This window comes from Allobosea sp. NPDC055332 (assembly GCF_053645455.1).
The window spans coordinates 47,813-70,302 of sequence record NZ_JBSHMO010000001.1; the positions used below are offsets into that span (position 1 = coordinate 47,813).

Genomic DNA, 22,490 nt, shown 5'->3' on the forward strand with positions numbered 1-22,490 from the left:
GGTCGATCGCCCCCTGGCCTCAAAGATTTTGACTTACGCCTTGGGGGCGTTATCGAGCACAACCCAGCTTTTCAGCTTGGAAATGGGCTTCGACTCCTCGATCCAAACCGAGTCACCGACCTTGAACGACCCCGCCTCGTCATGGGCGTGATAGTTCTTCGAACGGCGCACCGTCTTCTTGAGGAGCGGGTGCGTATAACGCCGCTCGACCTTGACCACAACAGTTTTGTTTTGCTTGTCGCTGACGACGACGCCCTGCAGCACGCGCTTCGGCATAATCGATCTCCTCAGGCGCTCGCCGAAGCGGTCTTGGACCGCTGCAGCGTCTTGATGCGGGCGATGTCCTTGCGCACCTCGGTGACCCGAGCGGTATTCTCGAGCTGACCGGTGGCGCGCTGGAAACGCAGGTTGAACTGCTCCTTCTTGAGCTTCAGAAGCTCGTCCTGGAGCTGGTCCGAGCTCATCACCTTGAGATCGGACAGGCGTTGCGTAGCTTTCATGTCGCCCTCCTTACTCGGCGATGCGCTGGATGAAGCGGGTCTTGATCGGCAGCTTGGCGGCGCCGAGACGGAGCGCCTCGCGGGCGATATCCTCCGGAACGCCGTCGAGCTCGAACATGATCCGGCCCGGCTTGACCTTGGCCGCCCAGAACTCGGGCGAACCCTTGCCCTTACCCATGCGGACTTCGGTCGGCTTCTTCGAGACCGGCACGTCCGGGAAGATCCGGATCCAGACTCGACCCGCGCGCTTCATGGCGCGGGTGATGGCACGACGGGCCGCCTCGATCTGGCGGGCCGTGACGCGCTCCGGCTCCTGGGCCTTCAGGCCGAACTGGCCGAAGTTGAGGTCCGTACCGCCCTTGGCGACGCCGGAAATGCGTCCCTTGAACTGCTTACGGAACTTAGTGCGCTTTGGTTGCAGCATGGCTCTTCTCGATCAGCCTTACGCAGCCTGCTCGCGACGTTCGCGACGCTCACCACCCGAGCGGCCGCCCTCGTCCGAGAGGCGCTTGTCCTGGGCCATCGGGTCGTGTTCGAGGATCTCGCCCTTGAAGATCCAGACCTTGATCCCGCACGTGCCGTAGGTCGTGAAGGCAGTGGCGACGCCGTAATCGACGTCGGCGCGCAGCGTATGCAGCGGCACGCGGCCCTCACGGTACCATTCGAGGCGCGCGATTTCCGCGCCGCCCAGACGGCCCGAGCAGTTGATGCGGATGCCCTCGGCGCCGAGACGCATCGCCGACTGCACGGCGCGCTTCATGGCGCGACGGAAGGCGACGCGGCGCTCGAGCTGCTGAGCGATCGAGTCGGCGACCAGGGTCGCGTCGATCTCGGGCTTGCGCACCTCGACGATGTTGATCGTCACGTCGGCGTTCGTCAGCTTCGAGACAGACTTACGCAGCTTCTCGATGTCGGCGCCCTTCTTGCCGATCACCACGCCCGGACGAGCCGAGTGGATGGTGACGCGGCACTTCTTGTGCGGGCGCTCGATGATGATCTTCGAGACAGCGGCCTGCTTCAGCAGCTTCATCAGAGCGGCGCGGATGGCCATGTCCTCGTGAAGCAGCTTGCCGTACTCGCCCTTGTTGGCGAACCAGCGCGAATCCCAGGTCCGGTTGATGCCGAGACGAAGGCCGATCGGATTGATTTTCTGACCCATCGTTCTCTCCTCAGGCCTTCGCAGCCTGAACTTCGCGCACCACGATCGTGATGTTGGCGAAGGGCTTCATGATGCGGGCGCCACGGCCGCGGGCGCGGGCATGGAAGCGCTTCATGACCAGCGCCTTGCCGACGAAAGCCTGGGACACGACCAGATCGTCGACGTCGAGATCATGGTTGTTCTCGGCGTTGGCGATCGCGCTCTGCAGGCACTTGCGCACATCGGTCGAGATCCGCTTGCGCGAGAACTCGAGGTCGGCGAGCGCGGTCGAGACCTTCTTGCCGCGGATGAGCTGGGCGAGAAGGTTCAGCTTCTGCGGGGAGACGCGCAGGTTGCGCGCCACCGCCTTGGCCTCGTTCTCGGGCAGCGCACGGGGGGCGGAGGGCTTACCCATGGCTTACTTCCTCTTCGCCTTCTTGTCGGCAGCGTGGCCGGGGAAGGTGCGCGTCGGCGAGAACTCGCCGAACTTGTGGCCCACCATCTCCTCGGAGACGTTCACCGGCACATGCTTGTGGCCGTTGTAGACGCCGAACGTCAGACCGACGAACTGCGGGAGGATCGTGGAGCGGCGGCTCCAGATCTTGATGACTTCCGACCGGCTCGCCGAACGGGCGACCTCGGCCTTCTTCAGGAGGTATCCGTCGACGAACGGACCTTTCCAAAGCGAACGCGCCATGACGGACCTCAGTTCTTCTTCTTGCGGGCGTGACGGCTCGACACGATGAACGTATCGGTCCGCTTGTTCGAGCGGGTCTTCTTGCCCTTGGTCGGCAGACCCCAGGGCGTGACCGGATGACGGCCGCCCGAGGTGCGGCCTTCGCCGCCGCCGTGCGGGTGGTCGACCGGGTTCATCGACACGCCGCGATTGTGCGGACGCTTGCCCAGCCAGCGATTGCGGCCGGCCTTGCCGATGTTGATGTTCATGTGGTCGGGGTTCGAGACCGCGCCCACGGTAGCATAGCACAGGCCGCTGATCAGGCGCTGCTCGCCCGAGTTCAGGCGGACGATGACGTAGCCCTGGTCACGGCCGACGATCTGGGCGTAGTTGCCCGCCGAGCGCGCCAGCGCCCCGCCCTTGCCGATCTTGAGCTCGACATTGTGGACGATCGTGCCGATCGGCAGCGAGCCCATCGGGGCGGCGTTGCCGGGCTTCACGTCGACGCTGTCGCCGGCGACGACGGTGTCGCCCACGGCCAGGCGCTGCGGCGCCAGGATGTAGGAGAGCTCGCCGTCCTGATACTTGATCAGGGCGATGAAGGCGGTGCGGTTCGGATCATACTCGATCCGCTCCACGGTCGCCGGGATGCCGGCCTTGCCGCGACGCTTGAAATCGATCAGGCGCAGCGTGCGCTTGTGGCCACCGCCGCGGAAGCGGACGGTGATGCGGCCGAGGTTGTTGCGGCCGCCCGAGGACGACTTGCCCTCGGTCAGCGCCTTGACCGGCTTGCCCTTGTAGAGCTCGCTGCGGTCGACGATCACGAGCTGGCGAAGGCTCGGCGTGATCGGCTTGAAACTTTTCAAAGCCATGATGACGATCCTTCTCAGAGGCCCGTGGTGACGTCGATGGAGTGGCCCTCTTCGAGGGTCACGACCGCCTTCTTGACGTCAGAGCGCTGGCCGAGACGGCCGCGGAAGACCTTGACCTTGCCCTCGGTGACGAGCGTGTTGACGCTCACCACCTTGACGTCGAAAAGCTTCTCGACGGCCGCCTTGATCTGCGGCTTGGTCGCGGTCCTGGCGACCTTGAAGACGACCTTGTTGTGCTCGGAGAGCATGGTCGCCTTCTCGGTGATCACGGGCCCGACGATGACGTCGTAATGCCGCGGATCGAGGTTCTTGGACTGGCTCATTTGAAGCGCGCCTCCAGCGCGTCGACAGCCGAGCGCGTCAGCACGAGCTTGTCGCGACGCAGGATGTCATAGACGTTGATGCCCTGGACCGGCAGGACGTCGACGTTCGGGATCGAACGCGCCGCCAGGCCGAAGTTCACATCGATCTCGGCACCGCCGATCACCAGCGCGCTCGACAGGTCGAGCTTGCCGAAATGACCGAGCAGGATCTTCGTCTTCGGCTCCGCGAGCTTCGCGTCGTCGATGATGATCAGGCCGGCATCCTTGGCCTTCGACGAAAGCGCATGGCGCAGGGCCAGGGCCTTCACCTTCTTCGGCAGCTCGTGAGCATGGTCACGCACCACCGGGCCGAAGGCCTTGCCGCCGCCGCGGAACTGCGGAGCGGAAGCCGCGCCGTGGCGAGCGCCGCCGGTGCCCTTCTGCTTGTAGATCTTCTTGCGGGTGCGGTCGACTTCCGAACGGCCCTTCGACTTGTGCGTTCCGGCGCGGCGCTTGGCGAGCTGGTAGCGCACCATGCGGGCGAGCAGATCGGCGCGCGGCTCGAGGCCGAAGATCGCATCGGACAGCTCGAGCGAGCCGGCGTTGCCGCCTTCAAGAGTGACGATATCGAGTTTCATCACACGTTCTCCTCAGCCTGGGCCGCAGGAGCCTCGACAGTTTCGGCCTTGCTCTCGCCGGAAACCTTGAACTTGCCCGGCAGCGGGGCGTCCTTCGGCAGCGTGCGCTTGACCGCGTCACGGACGTGGATCCAGCCGCCGGCGACGCCGGGGACGGCGCCCTCGACCAGGATCAGGCCGCGCTCGGCGTCCGTCTGGACGACGCGCAGGTTCTGCGTGGTGACGCGCTCGGCACCGAGATGGCCCGGCATCTTCTTGTTCTTGAAGGTCTTGCCCGGGTCCTGACGGCCACCGGTCGAACCGATCGAACGATGCGAGATCGAGACACCGTGGGTGGCGCGCAGACCGCCGAAGTTCCAGCGCTTCATACCGCCGGCGAAGCCCTTGCCGGTGGTCGTGCCGGAGACGTCAACGAACTGACCGACGACGAAGTGGTCGGCGGTCAGCTCGGCGCCGACCGGAATCAACGCGTCGTCGCTGACGCGGAACTCGACGATCTTCTGCTTCGGCTCGACCTTGGCGACGGCGAAGTGGCCGCGCTGCGCCTTCGAGACATTCTTGACCTTGGCCAAGCCCGACCCGAGCTGCACGGCGACATAGCCGTTCTTCTCGATCGTGCGATGCGCGACGACCTGGCAGTTGTCGAGCTTCAGCACGGTGACCGGGATATGCTCGCCGGCATCGGTGAAGATGCGGGTCATCCCGACTTTCTGTGCAATCACACCGGAACGCATCGGTGCATACCTTCCCTTGGGGTCATGTCCATCCGGATTACCCGGAAACAGAGGACCCGATGATGGATCAGAGCTTGATTTCGACGTCGACGCCGGCGGCGAGATCGAGCTTCATGAGGGCGTCGACCGTCTGCGGGGTCGGGTCGACGATATCGAGAACCCGCTTGTGGGTCCGCATCTCGAACTGCTCGCGCGACTTCTTGTCGATGTGCGGCGAGCGGTTGACGGTGAACTTCTCGATCAGGGTCGGCAGCGGAATCGGGCCGCGAACCTGAGCGCCGGTGCGCTTTGCCGTCGAGACGATCTCGCGCGTCGACGCATCGAGGATACGATGGTCGAACGCCTTGAGGCGGATCCGGATATTCTGACCGTTCATGGTCCTGTTATCTCCGTGACGTGAAAAGGCGAAAGCCCCGAAGGGCTCCCGCCCTCAGATCAGCCTGCTTACTCGATGATGGTTGCGACGACGCCTGCGCCGACGGTGCGTCCGCCTTCGCGGATGGCGAAGCGCAGCTTCTCTTCCATCGCGATCGGCACGATCAGGTGCACTTCCATGGCGATGTTGTCGCCCGGCATCACCATCTCCGTGCCCTCGGGCAGGTGCACCACGCCGGTCACGTCCGTCGTGCGGAAGTAGAACTGCGGGCGGTAGTTGGTGAAGAACGGGGTGTGGCGGCCGCCCTCCTCCTTGGTCAGGATGTAGGCCTCGGCCTTGAACTTGGTGTGCGGCTTCACCGAGCCCGGCTTGCACAGCACCTGGCCGCGCTCGACGTCCTCGCGCTTCGTGCCGCGCAGCAGCGCGCCGATGTTGTCGCCGGCCTGGCCCTGGTCGAGCAGCTTGCGGAACATCTCGACGCCCGTGACGGTCGTCTTCACCGTGTCCTTCAGGCCGACGATCTCGATTTCCTCGCCGACCTTGACGATGCCGCGCTCGACGCGGCCGGTCACCACCGTGCCACGACCCGAGATCGAGAACACGTCCTCGACCGGCATCAGGAAGGGCTGGTCGATCGGGCGCTCGGGCTGCGGGATGTAGTCGTCGACCGTCTTCATCAGCGCGATCACCGCATCATGCCCGATCTCCGGGGTGACGCCGTCCAGCGCCGCCTTGGCCGAGCCCTTGGTGATCGGGATGTCGTCGCCCGGGAAGTCGTACTTCGACAGAAGCTCGCGGATCTCCATCTCGACCAGCTCGAGCAGCTCGGCGTCGTCGACGAGATCGACCTTGTTCATGAACACCACCAGCGCCGGAACGCCGACCTGGCGCGCCAGCAGGATGTGCTCGCGGGTCTGCGGCATCGGGCCGTCGGCAGCCGACACCACCAGGATCGCGCCGTCCATCTGCGCCGCGCCCGTGATCATGTTCTTCACATAGTCGGCGTGCCCGGGGCAGTCGACGTGCGCGTAGTGGCGGGCCGGGGTCTCGTACTCGACGTGCGCCGTCGAGATCGTGATGCCGCGCGCCTTCTCCTCAGGCGCCTTGTCGATCTGGTCATACGCCGTGAACGACGCGCCGCCAGACTCCGCCAGCACCTTCGTGATCGCAGCCGTCAAGGACGTCTTGCCATGGTCGACGTGACCAATCGTACCAATGTTGCAGTGCGGCTTCGTCCGAGCAAACTTCTCTTTGGCCATCTCAGCCTCCGTCAGATCTCTTAAGTGTTCAGTCTAATGCGTTGTTCGATCAGGCGTACTTGGCCTGGACCTCAGCAGCGACCGCGGACGGCACCTGCTCGTAGTGGTCGAACTGCATCGTGTAGTTGGCGCGGCCCTGGCTGAACGAGCGCAGCTGGTTCACGTAGCCGAACATGTTCGCCAGCGGCACCATCGCGTTGATCACGACGGCGTTGCCGCGCATGTCCTGGCCCTGGATCTGGCCACGCCGGGAGTTCAGGTCGCCGATGACCGAACCAGTATAGTCTTCCGGGGTCACGACTTCGACCTTCATGATCGGCTCGAGCAGCACCGAGCCGCCCTTCTGCAGACCTTCACGCAGAGCGGCGCGCGAGGCGATTTCGAAGGCCAGAGCCGACGAGTCGACTTCGTGGAAGGCGCCGTCGATCAGCGTGACCTTGACGTCGACCACCGGGAAGCCGGCGAGCACGCCGGAGCCGATGACCGAGTTGAGGCCCTTCTCGACGCCGGGGATATACTCCTTCGGCACCGAGCCGCCGACAACCTTCGACTCGAACTCGAAGCCCTTGCCGGTCTCGTTCGGCTCGATCACCAGCTTGACGCGGGCGAACTGGCCGGTACCGCCGGTCTGCTTCTTGTGGGTGTAGTCGATCTCGGCCTTCTTGGTCAGCGTCTCGCGATACGCAACCTGGGGCGCGCCGATATTGGCGTCGACCTTGTAGGTGCGCTTCAGGATGTCGACCTTGATGTCGAGATGCAGCTCGCCCATGCCCTTCAGGATGGTCTGGCCGCTCTCCTGGTCGGTCGAGACGCGGAAGGACGGATCCTCGTTCGCGAGCTTCGACAGGGCGAGACCCAGCTTCTCCTGGTCGGCCTTGGACTTCGGCTCGATCGCGATCGTGATGACCGGCTCGGGGAACTCCATGCGCTCAAGGATCACGGCCTGGGCCGGATCGCACAGCGTGTCGCCGGTGCGGACGTCCTTGAGGCCGGCCAGGGCGACGATGTCGCCGGCAAAGGCCTCCTTGATGTCTTCGCGGTTGTTCGCGTGCATCAGCAGCATGCGGCCGACGCGCTCTTTCTTGTCGCGCGTCGAGTTGATGACGCCCTGACCCGCCTCGACCTTGCCCGAATAGACGCGGCAGAAGGTGATGGTGCCGACGAAGGGGTCGTCCATGATCTTGAAGGCGAGCATGGCGAACGGGTCTTCGTCCGTCGGATGACGAACGGTCTCTTCTTCGGTCTTGAAGTCGATGCCCTTGATGTCACCGCGATCGACCGGCGACGGCAGGAAGTCGACGACGGCGTCGAGCAGAGGCTGCACGCCCTTGTTCTTGAAGGCCGAGCCGCAGAGCACCGGGTGGAAGGCGCGGCGCTGCACGGCAGTACGAACCAGCCGGCGCAGAGTCTCGGCATCCGGCTCGGTGCCATCGAGATAGGCTTCCATCGCCGCATCGTCCATCTCGACAGCGGCTTCAAGCAGCTTGTGACGGTATTCGACAGCCTTGTCGGCGAGATCGGCCGGGATCTCCTTCTCTTCGAAGGAGGCGCCAAGCGCTTCGCCGTTCCAGACGATCGCCTTCATCTTGATGAGGTCGATGACACCGGCGAAGTTCGACTCGGAACCGATCGGGAGCTGCAGGCAGACGGGCTTGCCGGCGACGCGGTCGATGATGTCCTGGACGCAGCGATAGAAATCGGCGCCGATCTTGTCCATCTTGTTGACGAAGACGACGCGCGGAACGTCGTACTTGTCGGCCTGGCGCCAGACGGTCTCGGTCTGGGGCTCGACGCCCTGGTTGCCGTCGAGCACGCAGACGGCACCGTCGAGCACGCGCAGCGAACGCTCGACCTCAATGGTGAAGTCGACGTGGCCGGGGGTGTCGATGATGTTCAGGCGATGATCGCGCCACAGGCAGGTCGTCGCGGCGGAGGTGATCGTGATGCCACGCTCCTGCTCCTGCGTCATCCAGTCCATGGTGGCGGCGCCGTCATGGACTTCGCCGATCTTATGGCTCTTGCCGGTGTAGAACAGGATGCGCTCGGTCGTCGTCGTCTTGCCGGCATCAATGTGGGCCATGATGCCGAAGTTACGATAGCGATCGATGGGATGAGAACGGGGCATGGGGATGCTCTGTCTTTCCGGGTCCGAACGGACGAATTACCAGCGGTAGTGCGAGAAGGCGCGGTTGGCTTCCGCCATCCGGTGCGTGTCTTCGCGCTTCTTGACGGCGTTGCCACGGTTGTTGGCGGCGTCCATCAGCTCGGCCGAGAGGCGCTCGACCATGGTGCGGTCGTTGCGGGCACGCGCCGCGGCGATCAGCCAGCGGATGGCGAGAGCCTGACGGCGCTCGGTGCGAACCTCGACCGGGACCTGATAGGTCGCGCCGCCGACGCGGCGGGAGCGGACCTCGATTGCCGGGGCGACGTTCTCGAGCGCGGTCTTAAAGACGGCGAGCGGATCGCTCTTCAGCTTGCCCTCGATGATGTCGAAGGCGCCGTAGACGATGCCTTCGGCGGTCGACTTCTTGCCCTCGTACATGACCGAGTTCATGAACTTGGTCACGATCACGTCGCCGAACTTGGCGTCCGGGATGATCTCGCGCTTTTCGGCACTGTGGCGGCGGGACATCGTCTAGTCTCCGGTCAAATCTCAAAAGCTGCGAACCGGCTGGGGCATCTTGCCCCGCCGGTCGGGCAGGAAAATTACTTCGGACGCTTGGCGCCGTACTTCGAACGGCGCTGCTTGCGGTTCTTGACGCCCTGCGTGTCGAGCACGCCGCGCAGGATGTGGTAGCGCACGCCGGGAAGGTCCTTGACGCGGCCGCCACGGATCATGACGACCGAGTGCTCCTGGAGGTTGTGACCCTCACCCGGAATGTAGCCGATGACCTCGAAGCCGTTGGTCAGGCGCACCTTGGCGACCTTACGCAGCGCCGAGTTCGGCTTCTTCGGGGTCGTCGTGTAGACGCGCGTGCAGACGCCGCGCTTCTGCGGGCAATTCTCGAGCGCCGGGGCGGTGTTACGCGCCTTGACCGGCGAGCGCGGCTTGCGGATCAGCTGGCTGATTGTCGGCATTTAAGGCCTCTCGCTCCCTTGAGCGCTTGATGAATTCGGTGTCCATTCCGGCGCCGAACAAGACCATGACCAAACGAAGCCGCGCCATCGGCGCCCATTTACGGGGCCTCAGGCGCGTTCGCATGCAGAGGAACACGGAATACCCCGCGTTCATGCGTCCTGCCATGTCGTCGTTAGACGCTGGAATTCCGATGGAGTTTCGGTCGCGAACCTCGCTTGCAACAAAGGCAAGCGACAAACGTGTCCGACAGCCATCGACAGTGGCGCGCTTATGACTCAGCTATAGATTCGCGTCAACCCCGGATTTCGCCGGGACGACCGCAATCTCGCCATGCGCGAGCCGCGGCAGCTCAGCTGGCCCCGCCGGTCGCGACTCCCGTCCCGCGCAACAGGCCGATCAGATCGGCCTGGCGGTGCAGGCCGGTCTTGGCCATGACCCGCTTCAGCGTCGAGCGCGCGGTTTCCTCCATCACGCCGAGCGCCGCGGCCGCTTCGCGCGGGCGGTGGCCGGCGGCGATCAATGCCGCGAGCCGGGCTTCGGCCGGGGTCAGGTCGAACAGGCCCTGGACCACATCGGCGGTCGGGACGTCCTTCACCACCACCGGCGTCACCACCAGAATGCTCGCCGCCCGCGAGAAGATGTCGTGCGCGGCGCCGCGGACCGGCGTCAGATGCAGGATCAGCGGCGGGTGATTCTCGCGCCGCGCCACCGCGATCGAACGCACCGTGGCGCCGTTCGCCTGCCCCATCGCCTGCAGGGCCGTCGCCAGCAGACCGTCTGCTGGCACGTCGACCAGCCCGAGCCGCGACGGGCGGTCGAGCGCGACCGCCGGCATCAGCGCCTCGAAGCGAGGATTGAGCGCAAGCGCCCGGCCGTTGCGGTCGAGCACCGCAGCTGGCAGGCCGATCGCGTCCAGGGCCTGGGCGGCGCCGCGCGCCCGCTCGAATTCAAGCCGGGCCGAGAGCAGCATGGCGCGGGCGAGATGCGGCCGCATCCGATCGAAGCGCGCGATCAGCCCATCCTCGACATGGCCTTCATCATGTTCGCGCTCGGAATGCAGGATGAAGGCCTCGCCGCTCGGCGAGGTGATCGACGTCGCGACGCCGATGCCGAACCCCTGCGGCAGCAGGAAATCGCGATAGACCGGCTCCCGGGCCATCTCGGCATCCGAGAAGATGTCGATGTCGCGCAGGAACCCCGCATGTCGCCGCTCCAGCAGGCGGCGTGTCCGCTCATTGCCCGGAAAGCTGTTGAAATGGGTGGCGACCAGCTGGTCGAACTCGGGCGAGGAGGAGATCCAGCGACTGGAGCTCGGCGTCACCGCGACCAATACCGCGCCGGCGCCGCGCGCGATCTCCTGGAACCGGCGCAGCACCTGCGGCCACAGCTCCGGCACCACCGCCGCTTCGTAAAGACTGTCCAGGAACCTCTCATCCATGGCCCCAAACTCACACCCCGCGTACCGCTGCCCCCCGGCAGGTCTCGCCGGGCGAGTTTAGGCCGGTTGTAAAGTGGAAGGTCAAGCACAGTCGCGACCGAACACACATAAACAAAAACGGCCGCCCGAAGGCGGCCGTTTCGCTAACGAGACCGTTCTCGCCAATCTTATTCGGCAGCCGGCAGAACCGCCGCGGCCGCAGCTGCGGCCTTGGCCGCCGCATCCGCCTTCTGGCCGACGATGAGATCGTCGCGACGCGTCGCCACCTGCTTGATGCGGGCGACCTGCGCGCCGGTGCCGGCCGGGATCAGCGAGCCGACGATGACGTTCTCCTTGAGGCCTTCCAGCGTGTCCATCTTGCCGTTGACCGCCGCCTCGGTGAGGACGCGGGTCGTCTCCTGGAAGGAGGCGGCCGAGATGAACGAGCGGGTCTGCAGCGAGGCCTTGGTGATGCCGAGCAGGACCGGAACGCCGGAAGCCGGCTTCTTGCCCTCCTCGCGCAGCTTGGCGTTGACCTCTTCCAGCTCGATCCGGTCGATCTGGTCGCCGGTGAGAATGTCGCTATCGCCGGATTCGGTGATCTCGACCTTCTGCAGCATCTGCCGGACGATGACCTCGATGTGCTTGTCGTTGATGGTCACGCCCTGGAGGCGATAGACCTCCTGGATTTCGTTGACCAGGTAAGCGGCAAGCTCCTCGACGCCCTTGATCGCCAGGATGTCGTGCGGCGCCGGGTTGCCGTCGAGGATGTAGTCCCCGATCTCGACGACGTCGCCATCCTGCAGGTGGATGTGCTTGCCCTTCGGGATCAGGTACTCGACCGCGTCCGTGCCGTCATGCGGAGTCAGCGTGACGCGACGCTTGTTCTTGTAGTCGCGTCCGAAGCCGATGACGCCGGCCTTCTCGGCGATGATCGCGGCATCCTTCGGACGACGCGCCTCGAACAGCTCGGCGACGCGCGGCAGACCGCCGGTGATGTCGCGGGTCTTGGCCGAGTCGGTCGAGACACGCGCCAGCACGTCGCCGGCCTTCACCGACGAGCCCGGCTCCACCGAGATGATGCCCTCGACCGGCAGGATGTAGCGCGCCTCGCCGCCACGGGCGAGCTTCGCGATCTTGCCGTCCGAGCCGTGCAGGGTCATCGCCGGGCGCAGGTCCGACGTACGGGCCGAACCACGCCAGTCGATCACGAGGCGCTTGTTGATGCCGGTCGCCTCGTCGGTCGTCTCCGTCATCGACATGCCGTCGACCAGGTCCTCGTACCCGACCTTGCCGTCGACCTCCGCCAGGATCGGGCGGGAATAGGGATCCCACTCGATCAGGCGCTGGCCGCGCTTGACCTTGTCGCCGTCGTCGACGCGCAGCTTCGAGCCGAACTGGACGCGGTGAACCGCGCGCTCGGCGCCGTCCGGGCCGGTGATGACGATGGCGAGGTTGCGCGCCATCGCGATCAGGTCGCCGTCCGAGTTCCGCGCGGCGTTGCGGTTGCGGATCTTGACCGTGCCCTCGAAGTTCGACTCGACGAAGGACTGGTCGGCGATCGTCGCCGCGCCACCGATGTGGAAGGTACGCATGGTGAGCTGCGTGCCCGGCTCGCCGATCGACTGCGCCGCGATGACGCCGACGGCCTCACCCATGTTGACGGGCGTGCCGCGGGCAAGATCGCGCCCGTAGCAGGTCGCGCAGACGCCGTTCTTGGTCTCGCAGGTCAAGACCGAACGGATCTTCACCTCCTGGACGCCCGCGGCGTTGATCTTGGCGATGTGGCTTTCCTCGATCACCGCACCCTTGGCGACCAGGATGTTGCCGTCGATGTCGGTGACCTCCACGGCCGCCGAACGGCCGAGGATGCGCATGCCGAGCGAGGCCACGACCTGGCCGGCATCGACGATGGCGCGCATCTTGATGCCGTTGTCCGAGCCGCAATCCACCTCGGAGATGATCGCGTCCTGCGCCACGTCGACGAGACGGCGGGTCAGGTACCCCGAGTTCGCCGTCTTGAGCGCCGTGTCAGCCAGACCCTTACGGGCGCCGTGCGTCGAGTTGAAGTACTCGAGAACGTCGAGGCCTTCCTTGAAGTTCGAGATGATCGGCGACTCGATGATCTCGCCCGACGGCTTCGCCATCAGGCCGCGCATGGCGGCGAGCTGGCGCATCTGCGCCGGCGAGCCACGGGCGCCCGAGTGGCTCATCATGTAGATCGAGTTGATCGGCTTGTCGCGGCCGTGCTCGTCCTTCTTCACGGTCGAGATGCCAGCCATCATCTCCTGGGCGAGCTTGTCGGAGCACTTCGCCCAGGCGTCGACGACCTTGTTGTACTTCTCGCCCTGGGTGATCAGGCCGTCCTGGTACTGCTGCTCGTAGTCCTTGGCGAGCACGCGGGTCGCATCGACGATCTCCCACTTGTTCGCGGGGATCACCATGTCGTCCTTGCCGAAGGAGATGCCGGCCTTGAAGGCGTGCTTGAAGCCCAGCCCCATGACGCGGTCGCAGAAGATCACCGACTCCTTCTGACCGCAGCCGCGATAGACGGCGTCGATCATGTTGGAGATCTCCTTCTTGGTCATCAGCTTGTTGACGACGTCGAAGGACACGGCCGGGTGCTCCGGCAGCGCGGTCGAGAGGATCACGCGGCCGGGCGTGGTGTCGTAGATCTTCGTGTACGGCTTGCCGTCATGGCCGACGCCGGTCCAGCGATATTTGATCTTCGAATGCAGCGTGACGACCTTCTCGTGCAGCGCGTATTCGAGCTCGCCGAAATCGCCGAAGATCTTGCCCTGGCCCGGCTCGCCATCCGAGATGATCGAGAGGTAGTACAGGCCGAGCACGATGTCCTGCGACGGCACGATGATCGGCATGCCGTTCGCCGGGTGCAGGATGTTGTTGGTCGACATCATCAGGACGCGCGCTTCCAGCTGCGCTTCCAGCGACAGCGGGACGTGCACGGCCATCTGGTCGCCGTCGAAGTCGGCATTGAACGCGGCGCAGACCAGCGGGTGCAGCTGGATCGCCTTGCCCTCGATCAGCACCGGCTCGAAGGCCTGGATGCCGAGGCGGTGCAGCGTCGGCGCGCGGTTCAGCAGCACCGGATGCTCGCGGATGACCTCGTCCAGGATGTCCCAGACCTCGGGCTTCTCCTTCTCGACCAGCTTCTTGGCCTGCTTGACCGTGGTCGAGTAGCCCTTGGCGTCGAGGCGGGCATAGATGAACGGCTTGAACAGCTCGAGCGCCATCTTCTTCGGCAGCCCGCACTGGTGCAGCTTCATCTCCGGGCCGACGACGATGACCGAGCGGCCGGAATAGTCGACGCGCTTGCCGAGCAGGTTCTGCCGGAAGCGGCCCTGCTTGCCCTTCAGCATGTCGGCGAGCGACTTCAGCGGGCGCTTGTTGGCGCCGGTGATGACGCGGCCGCGGCGGCCGTTGTCGAACAGGGCGTCGACCGATTCCTGCAGCATCCGCTTCTCGTTGCGGATGATGATGTCCGGCGCGCGCAGCTCGATCAGCCGCTTCAGGCGGTTGTTGCGGTTGATGACGCGGCGATAGAGGTCGTTCAGGTCCGAGGTCGCGAAGCGGCCGCCATCGAGCGGCACGAGCGGACGCAGATCCGGCGGGATGACCGGGATCACGGTCATCACCATCCATTCCGGCTTGTTGCCCGACTCCTGGAAGGCCTCGATGATCTTGAGGCGCTTCATCAGCTTCTTCGGCTTGAGCTCGGACGTCGTCGTCGCGATCTCATGCTTCAGGTCGGCATTGATCTGGTCGAGGTCGAGCGCGCGCAGCATCTCGCGGATCGCTTCCGCGCCGATCTGGGCCGTGAAGGTGTCGGCGCCGTACTCTTCCTGGGCACGGACATACTCTTCCTCGGTCAGCAGCTGGCGATCCTTGAGCGGGGTCAGGCCCGGCTCGAGGACGACATACGACTCGAAGTAGAGGATGCGCTCGAGGTCCTTGAGCGGCATGTCCATCAGCAGGCCGATGCGCGAGGGCAGCGACTTCAGGAACCAGATATGCGCGACCGGGGCGGCGAGCTCGATATGGCCCATGCGCTCGCGCCGGACCCGTGCCAGCGTCACCTCGACGCCGCACTTCTCGCAGATCACGCCCTTGAACTTCATGCGCTTGTACTTGCCGCACAGGCACTCGTAGTCCTTGATCGGCCCGAAGATGCGGGCGCAGAACAGGCCGTCGCGCTCGGGCTTGAACGTGCGGTAGTTGATCGTCTCGGGCTTCTTGATCTCGCCGAACGACCAGGATGCGATCTTCTCAGGGCTCGCGATCGAGATCTTGATCGCGTCGAACGCCTGCTGCACCGGCTGCTGGCCGAAAAGGTTCATGACCTCTTGCTTCATAGCCTGTCTCCTGTGACCGGCGGGGTTCTAGGGAAAACCGCCCTGCCCGGTCCTTGATCCAACGGCCGGCGGCGACAATGCCGCCGGCATGAGTAACGAACGACGTTCCGCCCCTGCGGGCGTCGCGGCTTACTCGGCTGCCTCGGCGGGCACGTCGCCCGACTTCGGCTTGTTGTTGATCAGCTCGACGTTGAGGCCGAGCGAGCGCATTTCCTTGACGAGCACGTTGAAGCTCTCCGGGATACCCGCTTCGAAGTTGTCCTCGCCGCGCACGATCGACTCGTAGACCTTGGTGCGGCCCGCGACGTCGTCCGACTTCACCGTCAGCATCTCCTGCAGCGTGTAGGCGGCGCCATAGGCTTCGAGCGCCCAGACCTCCATCTCGCCGAAGCGCTGGCCGCCGAACTGGGCCTTGCCGCCGAGCGGCTGCTGGGTGACCAGCGAGTACGGGCCGATAGAACGGGCGTGGATCTTGTCGTCCACCAGATGGTGCAGCTTCAGCATGTAGATGTAGCCCATCGTGACCTTGCGGTCGAAGGGCTCGCCGGTGCGCCCGTCATAGAGCGTCGACTGGCCGGACGAGTGCAGACCCGCCTGCTCCAGCAGCCGCTCGATGTCGGACTCCTTGGCGCCGTTGAAGACCGGCGTCGCGATCGGAACGCCGCGGCGCAGGTTCTGGCCCATCTCGATCAGCTCGGCGTCGTCCATCGAGGCGATGATCTCGTTGTCCTCGTAGACGGCGTCGAAGGAGGCGCGCAGGGCCTTGGAGTCATGCGCCTTGCGATAGGCGTCGATCGCCTTGCCGATCTGCTTGCCGAGACCGGCGGCAGCCCAGCCCAGATGCGTCTCCAGGATCTGGCCGACGTTCATGCGCGAGGGCACGCCGAGCGGGTTCAGCACGATGTCGGCATGGGTGCCGTCCTCGAGGAACGGCATGTCCTCCGCCGGCACGATGCGCGAGACCACGCCCTTGTTGCCATGGCGGCCGGCCATCTTGTCGCCGGGCTGGATCTTGCGCTTCACCGCGACGAAGACCTTGACCATCTTCATCACGCCCGGAGGCAGCTCGTCGCCGCGCTGCAGCTTCTCGACCTTGTCGAGGAAGCGCTGTTCGAGGCGCTTCTTCGACTCGTCGTACTGCTTCCGCATCGCCTCGATTTCGGTCATCAGGGCGTCGTCCGCCGTGGCGAACAGCCACCACTGCGAGCGCGGGAACTCGCTCATCACCTCACGGGTGATGACCGTGTCCTTCTTGAAGCCCTTCGGACCGGCCAGGCCGGTCTTGCCGGTCAGGATCTCGGCCAGACGCGCGAAGGTGTTGCGGTCGAGGATCGCCTGCTCGTCGTCGCGGTCCTTGGCGAGACGCTCGATCTCCTCGCGCTCGATCGCCTGGGCGCGCTCGTCCTTGTCGACGCCGTGGCGGTTGAACACGCGGACCTCGACGATCGTGCCCTGGACGCCCGGGGGCACGCGCAGCGAGGTGTCGCGCACGTCCGAAGCCTTCTCGCCGAAGATGGCGCGCAGCAGCTTCTCTTCCGGCGTCATCGGGCTCTCGCCCTTCGGCGTGATCTTGCCGACGAGGATGTCGCCCGCCGCCACTTCAGCGCCGATGTAGACGATGCCGGCTTCGTCGAGGTTCTTCAGCGCCTCTTCCGAGACGTTCGGAATGTCGCGCGTGATTTCCTCAGGACCCAGCTTGGTGTCGCGGGCCATGACCTCGAATTCCTCGATATGGATCGAGGTGAAGATGTCTTCCGAGACGATCTTCTCCGAGAGCAGGATCGAGTCCTCGAAGTTGTAGCCGTTCCACGGCATGAACGCGACGAGCACGTTGCGGCCGAGGGCGAGCTCGCCGAACTCCGTCGACGGGCCGTCGGCGACGATGTCACCCTTCTTGATGACGTCGCCGACGCGGACCAGCGGACGCTGCGTGATGCAGGTCGACTGGTTCGAGCGCTGGAACTTCTGCAGACGGTAGATGTCGACGCCCGGCTTGGTCGGGTCCATTTCGTCCGAGGCGCGGATGACGATACGGGTCGCATCGACCTGGTCGACGATGCCGGCGCGGCGGGCCGCGATGGCGGCGCCGGAGTCACGGGCGACCGCGGCCTCCATGCCGGTGCCGACGAACGGGGCGTCGGCACGAACCAGCGGCACCGCCTGGCGCTGCATGTTCGAGCCCATCAGCGCGCGGTTGGCGTCGTCGTTCTCGAGGAACGGGATCAGCGCCGCGGCGACCGAGACGACCTGCTTGGGCGAGACGTCCATGAAGTCGACCTTGTCGACCGGCACGACGATGACCTCGCCCGCCCGGCGGCAGACGATCAGGTCATCGGTCAGACGGCCTTCCTTGTCGACGACGGCATTCGCCTGGGCGACGTTGTACTTCGCCTCCTCCATGGCCGAGAGATAGATGATCTCGTCGGTCTGCTTGCCGTCGCGGATGCGCCGGTACGGGCTCTCGATGAAGCCGTACTTGTTGACGCGCGCGAAGGTGGCGAGCGAGTTGATCAGGCCGATATTCGGGCCTTCCGGCGTCTCGATCGGGCAGATGCGGCCGTAATGCGTGGTGTGGACGTCGCGCACCTCGAAGCCGGCGCGCTCGCGGGTCAGGCCGCCCGGGCCAAGCGCCGAGAGACGGCGCTTGTGGGTGACTTCCGAGAGCGGGTTGGTCTGGTCCATGAACTGCGAGAGCTGCGACGAGCCGAAGAACTCGCGCACCGCGGCGGCCGCGGGCTTCGCATTGATCAGGTCCTGCGGCATCACGGTGTCGATGTCGACCGAGGACATGCGCTCCTTGATGGCGCGCTCCATGCGCAGGAGGCCCAGACGATACTGGTTCTCCATCAGCTCGCCGACCGAGCGCACGCGCCGGTTGCCGAGATGGTCGATGTCGTCGATCTCGCCCTTGCCGTCGCGCAGGTCGACCAGCGCCTTGACGACCGCGAAGATGTCCTCCTTGCGCAGGATGCGCACGGTGTCGGCGGCGTCGAGGTCGAGACGCATGTTCATCTTGACGCGGCCGACGGCCGAGAGGTCGTAGCGCTCCGAGTCGAAGAACAGCGACTGGAACATGTTCTCGGCGGTCTCGAGCGTCGGCGGCTCGCCCGGGCGCATCACGCGGTAGATGTCGAACAGCGCCTCTTCACGACGCGAGTTCTTGTCGACCTTGAGCGTGTTGCGGATGTACGGGCCGATCGTGATGTGGTCGATGTCGAGCACCGGGATCTCGTCGAAGCCGACGTCGAGCAGCGCCTTCAGGCTCTTCTCGTCGATCTCGTCGCCGGCCTCGGCGAAGACCTCGCCGGTCTGCGGGTTGACCAGGTCCTCGGCGATGTACTGGCCGTAGAGGTCCTCGTCCGTGGCGCGCAGGAACTTCAGGCCCTTCTCGGCGAGCTGGCGGGCGGTGCGCGCCACCAGCTTCTTGCCGGCCTCGATCACGACCTCGCCGGTGTCGGCGTCGATCATGTCGACAGTCGCCTTGAAGCCCTTCATGCGCTCGGCGTCGTAGGGAACGCGCCAGCCGTCCTTGTCGCGGACATAGTCGACGCGGTTGTAGAAGCGCGACAGGATCTCCTCGCCGTCCATGCCGAGGGCGAACAGCAGCGAGGTGACCGGGATCTTACGCTTGCGGTCGATGCGGGCGTAGACGATGTCCTTGGCGTCGAACTCGATGTCGAGCCAGGAGCCGCGATAAGGGATGATGCGGGCGGCGAAGAGCAGCTTGCCCGAGGAATGGGTCTTGCCCTTGTCGTGGTCGAAGAACACGCCCGGCGAGCGGTGCATCTGCGAGACGATGACGCGCTCGGTGCCGTTGACGATGAAGGTGCCGTTGTCCGTCATGAGCGGCATCTCGCCCATGTAGACGTCCTGCTCCTTGATGTCCTTGACCGACTTGGCCTGAGTGTCCGGATCGATATCGAACACGATCAGGCGCAGCGTCACCTTGAGCGGCGCCGAGAAGGTCATGCCGCGCTGGCGGCACTCGTCGACATCGTATTTCGGCGGCTCGAAGGTGTACTTGACGAACTCCAGCAGCGACGCGCCCGAGAAGTCGCCGATCGGGAACACCGACTTGAAGACCGACTGCAGTCCCTCGTCGCTGCGGCCGCCCTTGGGTTCCTCGACCATCAGGAACTGGTCGTAGGACGCCTTCTGAACCTCGATGAGGTTCGGCATCTCCGCCACTTCCTTGAGCTTGCCGAAGAACTTGCGGACGCGCCTGCGACCCTGGAGGGAAGTTACCATCATGTTCCTCGCAATCTCGGACGGCTCACCCGGTGGTCCGGGCCTCGAGGCGGAACGGGCCGCCGGGTGAGCCGCTCGGCGCTCATGGGCGCCGACGTTCAACTGGATCGACCTGCATCGTGGCAGGCCCTGCAAAGCGTCGCTCCGGCTAGGCGGAAACGACGCAACAGCCCCGGAGGCGGCGAGCCGCCCCGGGACTGTCCTTGTCGACTAGATACGGACCGGCATCAGCCGGCCCGGCTCACTTGAGCTCGACCTTCGCGCCGACGGCCTCGAGCTGCTTCTTGAGCTTCTCGGCCTCGTCCTTGGCGACGGCTTCCTTGACCGGCTTCGGAGCGGCTTCGACCAGATCCTTGGCTTCCTTGAGGCCCAGGCCGGTGATGGCGCGGACTTCCTTGATCACCTCGATCTTCTTGTCGCCGGCCGAGGCCAGGACAACGGTGAACTCGGTCTGCTCTTCGACGGCGGCGGCAGCCGCGCCACCGGCGGCCGGGCCAGCGGCCACGGCGACAGCAGCGGCGGCCGAGACGCCCCACTTCTCTTCGAGCATCTTGGCGAGGTCAGCAGCCTCGAGAACGGTGAGCGACGAGAGTTCGTCGACGAGCTTGGCGAGATCGGCCATGGTTTAAGTTCCTGATATAAGAGGTTCGAACGATTAACGGTTGTCGGCTGCTCAGGCAGCGTCCTTGTCGGCATATGCCTGGAACACGCGCGCGAGCTTCGCAGCAGGCGCGGTCGAGAGCTGGGCGATCTTGGTCGCAGGGGCCTGCAGGAGGCCGAGCAACTTGGCGCGCAGTTCGTCGAGCGAGGGCATCGTGGCCAGGGCCTTGACACCATCGGGGTTCAGGGCGGTCTTGCCCATCGCGCCGCCGAGGATGACGAGCTTGTCGTTCTCCTTGGCGAAGGCGGTGGCGACCTTCGGCGCCGCGACCGGATCGCTGGAATAGGCGATCAGGGTGGGACCCGTCAGCAGCTTGCTGATGGACGCGACGTCGGTGCCTTCAAGAGCGATCTTGGCCAGCCGGTTCTTTGCGACCTTCACGGTGGCGCCATTGGCCTTCATCTCGCGACGAAGCTTCTGGAACTGGGCCACCGTCAAACCCGCATAGTGGGCCACGACAACGACCGACGTCTTCGAGAAGACATCGTTCAGCGTCGCGACGGCATCTGATTTTGCCGCTTTATCCACTGGGCTCTCTCCGGTAGGCGACAGGTTTTGGCCTGCCGCCAGTTGCACGTGCCGCTCTCGAAAAGTGACCGGTTGACACCGACCCCTCGCCGGAGCGACGCTCAGTGCCCTGTCCCCTGCCATGGCCGAAGCCGTGATCGGGCGAGATGGTTCGAACCTCGTTCGGCACCTTTCGGCGCCGGAAAAGCTCTTGCACCGTCTATGCAGGCCTCTTGGCGAAATTATGCCCCCTGGCCGGAGCCAAAGGCGCACCTGCAGTCTCAGACAGGACTGGGTGCCCGGCCTCGGAGATCGCTCTCCTCGACCAAAACACCCATTCTTCAGCGGCGAACCGCCGAAAAACGCGAAATGGACCTCCTCATGCCAAGCACGCGGAAGCCCCGTCACTCATGGAAACGCGGAGGAGGCTATAGACCCTCCCCCGGCTTCTGCCAAGTGGTAATCCTCGCGCCAAAGCGCAAGGCGGGGCTGCGGCCGCCATTCGGGCGACCGCTGCGCGATATCAGCCGCCGAGAACGGTGTTCGGCTCGATCTTGACGCCCGGACCCATGGTCGAGGAGATCGCGACGCGCTGGATATAGGTGCCCTTGGCGCCGGCCGGCTTCGCCTTCGAGACCGAATCGACGAAGGCCTTGATGTTCTCGCCGAGCTTGTCGGCATCGAACGAGGCCTTGCCGACGGCGGCGTGGACGATGCCCGCCTTCTCGACGCGGAACTCGACCGAGCCGCCCTTCGAGGCGGCGACGGCGGCGGTCAGGTCCATGGTGACCGTGCCGACGCGCGGGTTCGGCATCAGGCCGCGCGGGCCCAGCACCTTACCGAGGCGGCCGACCAGGCCCATCATGTCCGGGGTCGCGATGCAGCGGTCGAAATTGATTTCGCCCTTCTGCACGGTCTCGACCAGATCCTCGGCGCCGACGATGTCGGCACCGGCCTTCTTGGCCTCCTCGGCCTTGGCGCCGCGGGCGAAGACGGCGACGCGCAGCGTGCGGCCCGAGCCGTTCGGCAGGTTGCAGACGCCGCGGACCATCTGGTCGGCGTGACGCGGATCGACGCCGAGATTCATCGCGATCTCGACGGTCTCGTCGAACTTGGCATTCGCGCGGGCCTTGACCATCGCGACGGCCTCGGCGAGCGGGTAGAGCTTGATGCGGTCAACGCCTTCACGGCCCTTGACGACGCGCTTTCCGACATGTGCCATTGTCAGTTCCCCCTCAGCCCACGACTTCCAGGCCCATGGAACGGGCCGAGCCACGGATCATCGCCACCGCCGAATCGACGCTGTCGCAGTTGAGATCGGCCATCTTCTTCTCGGCGATCTCCTTGAGCTGGGCAGTCGTGACCTTGCCGACATTGCCACCCTTGCCCGGAGTCTTCGAACCCGAGGTCAGGCCAGCAGCCTTCTTCAGCCAGTACGAGACCGGCGGCTGCTTCATCTCGAAGGTGAAGGAGCGATCCTGATACGCGGTGATGATCACCGGGATCGGCATGCCCTTTTCCATCTGCGCGGTCTTCGCATTGAAGGCCTTGCAGAATTCCATGATGTTGAGGCCGCGCTGACCGAGCGCGGGACCGATCGGCGGCGACGGATTGGCGGCGCCCGCCGGAACCTGAAGCTTCACGTAACCCGTGATCTTCTTTGCCATGATGGCTGCTCCTGTCGCCCGCCCCGGTGCCGACCGGAACGAC

Annotated in this window: 22 protein-coding genes; all 22 read right to left on the bottom strand. The window is 65.2% G+C overall.

What is annotated here, in order from left to right:
* Nucleotides 1–33 precede the first annotated feature (33 nt).
* Complete coding sequence (gene rpsQ, locus ACWIGM_RS00265; protein ID WP_091842255.1) at nt 34–276, bottom strand: 30S ribosomal protein S17; 243 nt, start codon at nt 274–276, stop codon at nt 34–36.
* Nucleotides 277–287: 11 nt separating this feature from the next.
* Entirely contained in the window at nt 288–500 is a 213-nt protein-coding gene (gene rpmC, locus ACWIGM_RS00270) for a 50S ribosomal protein L29 (protein WP_454023937.1), read from the bottom strand.
* A gap of 10 nt (nt 501–510) precedes the next feature.
* Entirely contained in the window at nt 511–924 is a 414-nt protein-coding gene (rplP, locus tag ACWIGM_RS00275) for a 50S ribosomal protein L16 (protein ID WP_057193262.1), read from the bottom strand.
* 18 nt (nt 925–942) lie between these two features.
* Nucleotides 943–1,659 (bottom strand): 30S ribosomal protein S3, encoded by a 717-nt coding sequence (gene rpsC / locus ACWIGM_RS00280; protein ID WP_454023938.1) that lies wholly within the window; start codon nt 1,657–1,659, stop codon nt 943–945.
* A gap of 10 nt (nt 1,660–1,669) precedes the next feature.
* Nucleotides 1,670–2,053, bottom strand: coding sequence for a 50S ribosomal protein L22 (gene rplV, locus ACWIGM_RS00285; protein ID WP_091842262.1), 384 nt, complete (start codon nt 2,051–2,053; stop codon nt 1,670–1,672).
* A gap of 3 nt (nt 2,054–2,056) precedes the next feature.
* Nucleotides 2,057–2,335, bottom strand: a complete 279-nt coding sequence (gene rpsS / locus ACWIGM_RS00290) for a 30S ribosomal protein S19 (protein ID WP_091842265.1) — start codon at nt 2,333–2,335, stop codon at nt 2,057–2,059.
* 8 nt (nt 2,336–2,343) lie between these two features.
* The gene (gene rplB / locus ACWIGM_RS00295; protein ID WP_454023939.1) at nt 2,344–3,186 is read right to left on the bottom strand and encodes a 50S ribosomal protein L2; all 843 of its coding nucleotides are present in this window, start codon (nt 3,184–3,186) and stop codon (nt 2,344–2,346) included.
* 14 nt (nt 3,187–3,200) lie between these two features.
* A complete protein-coding gene (locus tag ACWIGM_RS00300) occupies nt 3,201–3,509 on the bottom strand; it encodes a 50S ribosomal protein L23 (protein ID WP_454023940.1) in 309 nt (102 codons plus the stop codon).
* Nucleotides 3,506–4,126 (bottom strand): 50S ribosomal protein L4, encoded by a 621-nt coding sequence (gene rplD, locus ACWIGM_RS00305; protein ID WP_346359046.1) that lies wholly within the window; start codon nt 4,124–4,126, stop codon nt 3,506–3,508. The genes ACWIGM_RS00300 and rplD overlap by 4 nt, the downstream gene beginning before the upstream one ends.
* Complete coding sequence (rplC, locus tag ACWIGM_RS00310) at nt 4,126–4,860, bottom strand: 50S ribosomal protein L3 (protein ID WP_346359045.1); 735 nt, start codon at nt 4,858–4,860, stop codon at nt 4,126–4,128. The genes rplD and rplC overlap by 1 nt, the downstream gene beginning before the upstream one ends.
* A 67-nt stretch (nt 4,861–4,927) precedes the next feature.
* Nucleotides 4,928–5,236, bottom strand: a complete 309-nt coding sequence (gene rpsJ / locus ACWIGM_RS00315; protein WP_043237115.1) for a 30S ribosomal protein S10 — start codon at nt 5,234–5,236, stop codon at nt 4,928–4,930.
* A 68-nt stretch (nt 5,237–5,304) separates the two neighbouring features.
* Nucleotides 5,305–6,495 (bottom strand): elongation factor Tu, encoded by a 1,191-nt coding sequence (tuf, locus tag ACWIGM_RS00320; RefSeq protein WP_454023941.1) that lies wholly within the window; start codon nt 6,493–6,495, stop codon nt 5,305–5,307.
* 49 nt (nt 6,496–6,544) lie between these two features.
* Nucleotides 6,545–8,620 (bottom strand): elongation factor G, encoded by a 2,076-nt coding sequence (gene fusA / locus ACWIGM_RS00325; protein ID WP_454023942.1) that lies wholly within the window; start codon nt 8,618–8,620, stop codon nt 6,545–6,547.
* Nucleotides 8,621–8,656: 36 nt separating this feature from the next.
* Nucleotides 8,657–9,127: a 30S ribosomal protein S7 gene (gene rpsG, locus ACWIGM_RS00330; RefSeq protein WP_454023943.1), complete on the bottom strand. Its 471-nt coding sequence runs from the start codon at nt 9,125–9,127 to the stop codon at nt 8,657–8,659.
* A gap of 74 nt (nt 9,128–9,201) precedes the next feature.
* On the bottom strand, nt 9,202–9,573 hold the full coding sequence (gene rpsL, locus ACWIGM_RS00335) for a 30S ribosomal protein S12 (RefSeq protein WP_057189964.1): 372 nt from the start codon (nt 9,571–9,573) through the stop codon (nt 9,202–9,204).
* Nucleotides 9,574–9,923: 350 nt separating this feature from the next.
* Complete coding sequence (locus ACWIGM_RS00340; RefSeq protein WP_454023944.1) at nt 9,924–11,012, bottom strand: helix-turn-helix transcriptional regulator; 1,089 nt, start codon at nt 11,010–11,012, stop codon at nt 9,924–9,926.
* Between the two features lie 167 nt (nt 11,013–11,179).
* Nucleotides 11,180–15,364 carry a DNA-directed RNA polymerase subunit beta' gene (gene rpoC / locus ACWIGM_RS00345; RefSeq protein ID WP_454023945.1) on the bottom strand — a complete coding sequence of 1,395 codons (4,185 nt, stop codon included), beginning with the start codon at nt 15,362–15,364 and terminating at the stop codon, nt 11,180–11,182.
* Between the two features lie 129 nt (nt 15,365–15,493).
* Nucleotides 15,494–19,612 (bottom strand): DNA-directed RNA polymerase subunit beta, encoded by a 4,119-nt coding sequence (gene rpoB, locus ACWIGM_RS00350; RefSeq protein ID WP_454023946.1) that lies wholly within the window; start codon nt 19,610–19,612, stop codon nt 15,494–15,496.
* A 241-nt stretch (nt 19,613–19,853) separates the two neighbouring features.
* Nucleotides 19,854–20,234, bottom strand: a complete 381-nt coding sequence (rplL, locus tag ACWIGM_RS00355) for a 50S ribosomal protein L7/L12 (protein ID WP_454023947.1) — start codon at nt 20,232–20,234, stop codon at nt 19,854–19,856.
* A gap of 51 nt (nt 20,235–20,285) precedes the next feature.
* On the bottom strand, nt 20,286–20,801 hold the full coding sequence (gene rplJ, locus ACWIGM_RS00360; RefSeq protein WP_137884480.1) for a 50S ribosomal protein L10: 516 nt from the start codon (nt 20,799–20,801) through the stop codon (nt 20,286–20,288).
* A gap of 502 nt (nt 20,802–21,303) precedes the next feature.
* Nucleotides 21,304–22,002 (bottom strand): 50S ribosomal protein L1, encoded by a 699-nt coding sequence (rplA, locus tag ACWIGM_RS00365; protein ID WP_057189971.1) that lies wholly within the window; start codon nt 22,000–22,002, stop codon nt 21,304–21,306.
* Nucleotides 22,003–22,015: 13 nt separating this feature from the next.
* Entirely contained in the window at nt 22,016–22,447 is a 432-nt protein-coding gene (gene rplK, locus ACWIGM_RS00370) for a 50S ribosomal protein L11 (protein ID WP_110489241.1), read from the bottom strand.
* Nucleotides 22,448–22,490 lie beyond the last annotated feature (43 nt).

Coding starts and splice junctions, on each gene's coding strand:
- rpsQ (WP_091842255.1), bottom strand. CDS start 276: ATGCCGAAGCGCGTGCTGCAGGGCGTCGTCGTCAGCGACAAGCAAAAC.
- rpmC (WP_454023937.1), bottom strand. CDS start 500: ATGAAAGCTACGCAACGCCTGTCCGATCTCAAGGTGATGAGCTCGGAC.
- rplP (WP_057193262.1), bottom strand. CDS start 924: ATGCTGCAACCAAAGCGCACTAAGTTCCGTAAGCAGTTCAAGGGACGC.
- rpsC (WP_454023938.1), bottom strand. CDS start 1,659: ATGGGTCAGAAAATCAATCCGATCGGCCTTCGTCTCGGCATCAACCGG.
- rplV (WP_091842262.1), bottom strand. CDS start 2,053: ATGGGTAAGCCCTCCGCCCCCCGTGCGCTGCCCGAGAACGAGGCCAAG.
- rpsS (WP_091842265.1), bottom strand. CDS start 2,335: ATGGCGCGTTCGCTTTGGAAAGGTCCGTTCGTCGACGGATACCTCCTG.
- rplB (WP_454023939.1), bottom strand. CDS start 3,186: ATGGCTTTGAAAAGTTTCAAGCCGATCACGCCGAGCCTTCGCCAGCTC.
- ACWIGM_RS00300 (WP_454023940.1), bottom strand. CDS start 3,509: ATGAGCCAGTCCAAGAACCTCGATCCGCGGCATTACGACGTCATCGTC.
- rplD (WP_346359046.1), bottom strand. CDS start 4,126: ATGAAACTCGATATCGTCACTCTTGAAGGCGGCAACGCCGGCTCGCTC.
- rplC (WP_346359045.1), bottom strand. CDS start 4,860: ATGCGTTCCGGTGTGATTGCACAGAAAGTCGGGATGACCCGCATCTTC.
- rpsJ (WP_043237115.1), bottom strand. CDS start 5,236: ATGAACGGTCAGAATATCCGGATCCGCCTCAAGGCGTTCGACCATCGT.
- tuf (WP_454023941.1), bottom strand. CDS start 6,495: ATGGCCAAAGAGAAGTTTGCTCGGACGAAGCCGCACTGCAACATTGGT.
- fusA (WP_454023942.1), bottom strand. CDS start 8,620: ATGCCCCGTTCTCATCCCATCGATCGCTATCGTAACTTCGGCATCATG.
- rpsG (WP_454023943.1), bottom strand. CDS start 9,127: ATGTCCCGCCGCCACAGTGCCGAAAAGCGCGAGATCATCCCGGACGCC.
- rpsL (WP_057189964.1), bottom strand. CDS start 9,573: ATGCCGACAATCAGCCAGCTGATCCGCAAGCCGCGCTCGCCGGTCAAG.
- ACWIGM_RS00340 (WP_454023944.1), bottom strand. CDS start 11,012: ATGGATGAGAGGTTCCTGGACAGTCTTTACGAAGCGGCGGTGGTGCCG.
- rpoC (WP_454023945.1), bottom strand. CDS start 15,364: ATGAAGCAAGAGGTCATGAACCTTTTCGGCCAGCAGCCGGTGCAGCAG.
- rpoB (WP_454023946.1), bottom strand. CDS start 19,612: ATGGTAACTTCCCTCCAGGGTCGCAGGCGCGTCCGCAAGTTCTTCGGC.
- rplL (WP_454023947.1), bottom strand. CDS start 20,234: ATGGCCGATCTCGCCAAGCTCGTCGACGAACTCTCGTCGCTCACCGTT.
- rplA (WP_057189971.1), bottom strand. CDS start 22,002: ATGGCACATGTCGGAAAGCGCGTCGTCAAGGGCCGTGAAGGCGTTGAC.
- rplK (WP_110489241.1), bottom strand. CDS start 22,447: ATGGCAAAGAAGATCACGGGTTACGTGAAGCTTCAGGTTCCGGCGGGC.